The organism is Gottfriedia acidiceleris, assembly GCF_004138285.1.
GTDB classification, from domain to species: Bacteria; Bacillota; Bacilli; order Bacillales; family Bacillaceae_G; genus Gottfriedia; species Gottfriedia acidiceleris_A.
Genome location: NZ_SCFN01000043.1, coordinates 1 through 6,270, shown reverse-complemented (window position 1 = coordinate 6,270; position 6,270 = coordinate 1). Strand labels below are relative to the sequence as shown.

Annotated in this window: 7 protein-coding genes; all 7 read right to left on the bottom strand. The window is 30.8% G+C overall.

The features are described from left to right. Nucleotides 1-283 precede the first annotated feature (283 nt). The gene (locus EP747_RS23750) at nt 284-529 is read right to left on the bottom strand and encodes a hypothetical protein (RefSeq protein ID WP_129692453.1); all 246 of its coding nucleotides are present in this window, start codon (nt 527-529) and stop codon (nt 284-286) included. A gap of 554 nt (nt 530-1,083) precedes the next feature. Continuing rightward, on the bottom strand, nt 1,084-2,019 hold the full coding sequence (locus EP747_RS23745) for a hypothetical protein (protein WP_129692452.1): 936 nt from the start codon (nt 2,017-2,019) through the stop codon (nt 1,084-1,086). Nucleotides 2,020-2,049: 30 nt separating this feature from the next. Further along, complete coding sequence (locus tag EP747_RS23740) at nt 2,050-2,529, bottom strand: hypothetical protein (protein ID WP_129692451.1); 480 nt, start codon at nt 2,527-2,529, stop codon at nt 2,050-2,052. Nucleotides 2,530-2,756: 227 nt separating this feature from the next. Continuing rightward, nucleotides 2,757-3,011: a hypothetical protein gene (locus EP747_RS23735; RefSeq protein WP_129692450.1), complete on the bottom strand. Its 255-nt coding sequence runs from the start codon at nt 3,009-3,011 to the stop codon at nt 2,757-2,759. Nucleotides 3,012-3,220: 209 nt separating this feature from the next. After that, nucleotides 3,221-3,709 carry a GNAT family N-acetyltransferase gene (locus tag EP747_RS23730; protein WP_129692449.1) on the bottom strand — a complete coding sequence of 163 codons (489 nt, stop codon included), beginning with the start codon at nt 3,707-3,709 and terminating at the stop codon, nt 3,221-3,223. Further along, nucleotides 3,703-4,239 (bottom strand): GNAT family N-acetyltransferase, encoded by a 537-nt coding sequence (locus tag EP747_RS23725; RefSeq protein WP_129692448.1) that lies wholly within the window; start codon nt 4,237-4,239, stop codon nt 3,703-3,705. Before EP747_RS23725 ends, EP747_RS23730 begins: the two co-directional genes overlap by 7 nt. 324 nt (nt 4,240-4,563) lie before the next feature. Beyond that, nucleotides 4,564-6,150: a recombinase family protein gene (locus EP747_RS23720; protein WP_129692447.1), complete on the bottom strand. Its 1,587-nt coding sequence runs from the start codon at nt 6,148-6,150 to the stop codon at nt 4,564-4,566. Nucleotides 6,151-6,270 lie beyond the last annotated feature (120 nt).

Genomic DNA, 6,270 nt, shown 5'->3' with positions numbered 1-6,270 from the left:
GGTCAATTTCTACTAATCCTTTATAAGTTGAACTCAAAAAATCACCCCATTTTGGTTTTTATAAATTAGAAATTCAATAAGGTTATAAAAAATCTTTGTACAAATGATCAACCGTAATTCAAGAATTCCTCCACTTATTATTCAATGACTTCACGTCAAAATCCTTCATTATTCAGTAACTGAAGCATAATCTTTTCGAATGAAATTCTCTAAGATTTAAAAGTTCTGGAATTGAACCAGATCTCCTTTGATTTATAGCGTATTTTCACCGTAGAGTGCCACATCATTCTTTACATTCACTACAAAACTTACGATGTATACCACACTCATCACAAGGTACTAATTTCCTTGCCTCATACTCACATTTCATATGATAAGGTGTTATATCACCGTTAAACTCTTGTTTGCCTATCTGCCTTTCGTAAATTGAAACTTCTTCATTGCATACGCCACAATTTCTTCCACTTAGTTCAGAATAATATTGTTCACCATTTTCTTTTAGATAGTTTTTTAACCTTTCCATAGACATATTTCCCATCTCCTTTGTTTGTGTCGCTTTATTCACCTAGTGCGTACTATTCGTCCAGTATTACTTTTATAAAATTTTGTTTTTCCTATCTTATCTTTCTTGAATACACTTAAATTGTACTGCAATTTTAAAAGTGAGTGAAAAAAAGATAAAAAGTTGATTCCATGTTAAAATGCAAAAAGGACCTATGGCGATTACCATTGGTCCTTTTTGAATATATTTATTTAATTGGTTTTTTGATAACAACACGCTCATCAATTTCACTTACAAGAAAATCTTCTTTTGTTGGAATATTTTCATTTTCAAAATGGTTCATTATATTCCCAACTCCCTATTAAGTTTTTCAAATTTAATTCAAATTAAACCACAGTATGAAACTTTGTTGTTCAGTATACAACTTTCTTTGTCAGTATGATACTTTGTTGTCTAGTCTGAAACTTTCTTGTACTTTAACAATTTGTTCGGTTCCCGACTTATATGTCTTTGGACAGTTACGCTTTTTGCAAAGTTACATGGTTTATCTTATTTATCCATACTTCTTTTACAATATGAAACTATTCTTTAATTCGCCCTTTAATTTCCTCGCTTATGTTTAGATACTTGTTTTTCTTTTTCCTTAAATAATCATTTGAATAACACTCAAATTGAGTTAAGATTTGACCCAATGATCTACCATGAATTGATTTACTTTCTTCAAGTTCAATTTTTTGCTTGATCACTAGATTAAAAAGTTCTTCATTGTCCTCAAGTAAAGAAATTAGTTTTTCCATTTCGCTTATATGTATTAGAAAAACCATGTTTCTATTAAATTTAGAATCTATTCGTTCTTCTAATAATTCTGGAACAAACAAATCCTCGTAATGAAGTAACATTTTCACTATTCTTTTATTAGGATAACGTTCTTTAAATTGTGCTTCTGTTGATATTAATTGTTCAAATCCTTCATCTAGCCTTTTTAGGAAACGATCTAAATCGTCAATATTTGGCGTAATATTTTTGACACTTGTCTTTGCTAATGCTGATTTTTGTTCTATGATCAAAATGTATTTATCCGCTTCAATTAGCCAATCTGCTCTTTTTATCTTATTATCCTCTTCTATTTTTGTTATGCTATTCGATTCCACATAAGTAAGTAGTACTTCTTCAAAATATTTTTCAAAATAATGACCAAACCCATTGATGAATAATGATGATTTCTTTTTCATATAAAAGTTTCTTACAATCCAATAAACACCGTAGCTCATGATTTTGGCTAAATAAAAAACATTCACTAATACTAGTTTCCCTGATTGCGTTTGAATAAATGGTTTTTGCAAAAAACATGTTTTATCCATTTGATTACGATAATAAGTATAGTCACCTGTATAGTAATTAAGTACAGCTTGAACTTCTTCACCTTTTAATTGAAAAGCACTTTTTTCCGAAAGTATCGTATGGATATTTGTATAGTCAACACAATTCGTGGATAACAGATAAAGAAGAACAACCACTCTTAAATACGTGCTATAATTACATCCCACTTACTCTAGTAAAATTTCATCAATATCGAAATTATCTACATGCTCCAATATCTCATAGTTTCGATTAAAGCTTTCAATAAATTCATGTACATGTTGCATCCAAAATTGTTCTTGCGAATGCCCCACTAATATATAAGAGAGTTTATCCTCATCTTTAATACCATCAAGAACTGAACTACTTATTATTTCAGAAGCTCTCCTATAATCATTCATTAACAATATGTGATTATGGTCACTTACTCCTTTACTTTTATGATCATTTGATTTGTTTATGGCATAAAAAGATACATCTGCTAATTCCCATGGGGTGATATAGAAAAAATAGTCTTGAATATATTTTATATTGCTTTGAAAGCTAACGGCTTTAAATACAGCATCGCCTTTCAACCCACTTAACATCATTTCACGTGACATAATTGAATTCCTTAATAGCAATTCATCCAGTTTGTATTGTTTAAGTTTCTTTGTAAAATGTTCCATATGTCCCTCCTATTTAGTATTATCATATTTATCTAATAATTTTTTTTATGTATATAGTATTCATTATGAAAAGAAATCCCCACATTTATTTATGTAGGGATTTTTACTTTGAAACATTTTTATTCTCTTTTTCAAGCCATACTGAACACTTTTTAATTGCTTTATAAAAATGGTAGTTCAATAAGATATCCTAAAATTTTTAAATAATATACAGGTTTAAATATAACTTAATTTCCTTTTCTGAAGCGTAACAAAGAGTATAATCCAACTCCAAACATAACAGCGCCAAACGTTTGGTACATATGTATGTATGCTGTAAGTCTTGTCATATATGAATCCACATCACTGTCTCCGTATCTTTCAAGCCAATGACTTGCTGCCGTACCTCCAAAGGAAACACTATTTAGCAAAATGACTAACCCCGCTAATGTAACAATTGCCTTAATAATTAATTCGTATTTAGATATTTTGTTAGTAGTCAAAAGATGATTCCTCCTAAATTTCTATATAAAACAATAATTCTTTAAATATAGAGGAAACTCCTTTAGATAATTATTTTCGACTTGTAATCCTATTCATTTCAAGTTACATATCATTAGCAAAAAAAGGGACTTCTTTGGAAGTTCCTTTTTTGCTAATTGTTCAACTATCGCATCATTTAGTTCAATAAGCAATAAATGAAAAACTGTTGTTAATTCGTATTGAGTAGGTTCTTTTTCATCATAATAAAAACTACTGGATGTCCATAGAACTCTCCAGTAATTTCTTTGATTATCTTAAATCCTTCTTTTTCATAGAAGGAAATATTGGGATTTCCTTTATACACTGTTAAAGACAACGTAGTTGGTTCTTTAAATCTTGCAAGTCCAGTTAGCATTAACTGTTTACCGATTCCTTTTCCTTGGTGATCTGGATGAATATATAATGACTCTAAAAATATATCTTTATCTGATAGATTCCCTGAGAAAAAAGCATATCCAAAAATTTCTTCGTTTTTTTCTGCAATCAAATTAAGAGAAGATTTAAACCTATGATCCATCTCCTCATTGGAGTAAGCATCTTTTAAAACTTGAGCTTGTATCTCTTCGGGAATAAACGTACTATATGTAACTCGCCAAGTGTCACTTGCAATTAACCTAACGCTTTTTATGTCAGAACATATCATTTCTCTAATTAACATACTTCATCCCACTCTTCCCTTAATATCCCCATCCTAATTGAATCGTAATATGTGCCATTATACAAACGACATTTTCTTAATCTCGCTTCCATCGTCATTCCTAATTTTTCCCCAACTTTTATCATACGATGATTCCCAGACCAAGTTGTATAGCCAACACGCACAAGAGGTAATGTATTAAATAAATGATTAATCCAAAGCTTTAAAGCTCTAGTACCAATACCTCCACTCCAATAGTTTGGATCATAAATTCCAATTCCCATCTCAAGCCAATTAGAAGGTTTATGCTCCCAATAGTAGCTAACTATTCCAATTACATCCCCATTCACTTCAATAACCATTGGATTATCTTTATCTAGTATATTTTCTTTTCTATCCAGATACTCTTCATACGAAATCGGTTTATGTTCATAATATGGAGCATCCCATTTTTTCCATTCGGGTGACTCTTCTTTAAAGGTTAATGTCCATAGTTTAAATAAATCAGCTTCAACTATTGGTCTAATTTTCAACTCATTATCAATATACATCCCAATCCCCCTGATTTTTATATTACACTTTAAAATAAAGTTTCTATAAACATATTTGTTTTACCTTTTCTAATGCAACTAAACTGCCATTATGTTGAATAAGAACAAGCAAATTTCTCTATCTTTTCAATACTGTATTTTTGTTATGCGGTACCACTTATTTTACTTGCAATTGAAGATCTTTTTCCTTAATCATGAAATGCTTGTTTCGGCTATTTACTAGGAAATAACTTTTTTAAAGATATTTCCTTAACTATTATTTATTTTTTATCTACAAAGAAAAATGAAAAACATCTAAATCACAACAAAAATTAACAAATGTTATCAAAGGTATTCTATTTCAATCGCAAACGGTGCATTCCTACGTATAGGATTATTTGGGGATAGGTATTTTAACTCTGAATCTAGCATACGGCTATAATATATCTTACGAATAAACCGTTTTAAGTGCGTATTTATTTCCATAGGATCTGCATTCCCATTTTCAATATCATCCAAAACGGTTAAAACATTAGATAACTTTTCCGTTACTGTTGCAGTATTAGTATTTGCTAGCCTAATAGTTAATTCTTCAAGTTCTGCATTAAGTAATTCAATGGTATCGGTTATTGATTCCTTCTTACTTGCTATTTCATTAACTGTGAAAACACCACTAATAGCTAATTCAATTAATTTATTAAACTGTTTTTTTTGTTCTTCTATCTTCCCGTTAATATGGATTAACTGTTCTTCTAAATTAACTGTTAAATCAGTGGTATCATTCATAAGTAGTAGTTCAATTTCTAGTTCTATATCACCTCTTAACTTACTTACTTCCTCCATTACCAACTCTTCTACATAAATAACATTTATACCCATATTGGGGCATTTTGTACCATCTTCCATTAAGTACTCGCACCCTTTAATGTAATAACTTTCATTTCTATTGTTTTTACAAATCACTAGCTTTCTACCACAGTTATGGCAATAACATAAATCTTTTAAAATGGTTACTCCTGTTACAGAGCTAGGTCGTTCTCTTATAATCTTTGCCGTTTCAGCCCTGGCGTCTCGAATACCGTTAGCCTTTTCCCAATCCGCTTCGCTAACAATTGGAGGGTGTGCATTTTCTACTTCTATCGTATTGACGTTTACATATACATATTTACCATTCTGTTTAACTCGCTTACGATCATTAAACACAACCATCCCCTTATAAGCTGGATTACGAATGATACGTCTAATACTAGGTAAGTTAAATGCTTTACCTGTCGCACTTTTATATCCTTCTGCATTAAGGGTATCTCGTATACGATAACTACCTAACCCCTCATTTTGCAGCTTAAATATGTAGCGAATAATATCTGCACTTCCCTCATCTATTTCTAACCGTTTAGTATCCTTATTTCGTTTATATCCATATGGTACAGTACCACTAACGTGCATACCTTGTTTAACCATTGATAACTTATTATTTTTACTACGAGCACCAATTAGAGAGTGTTCTTGTGAAGCAATTAAACTTCCAAAACGGTACATTAATACGTCAGATTGACTATTCGCCAAATCATAAATCCGTTCTCTTGTAATGATTGGCTTATTATAATCTACACATGTCTGCAACACCTTTTCGCTGATCAGTCCATTGCGGCTTATACGGCTTAATTCTACCACCAATATTCCGTCGTATTGCTCTATATCGTTTAACATTCGTTGAAGTTGCGGACGTTCACTTAACTCTGACTTACCCCCGCTTAATACTTCTTGATACAGATCGTATGCCCATCCGCATTCTTTAGCATATTCGATTAACATAGTTCGATGATTAAGTAATGTGTCTGCATTTTCGCCCTTCTTTTCTTGAGATATTCGTAAGTAAATAGCAACATTATATATATCAGTGGCTATGTTATTTTTTTCAACGATTTTCATAAGTAATCCTCCCCTCTAATTATTAATATTGTGTAATAAGATAAAACCGTACAAAATTTTGTATAAAATTAATAATACAATGAAATGAAAAGTACTGCATTATAAAAATGCAGTAGGTAC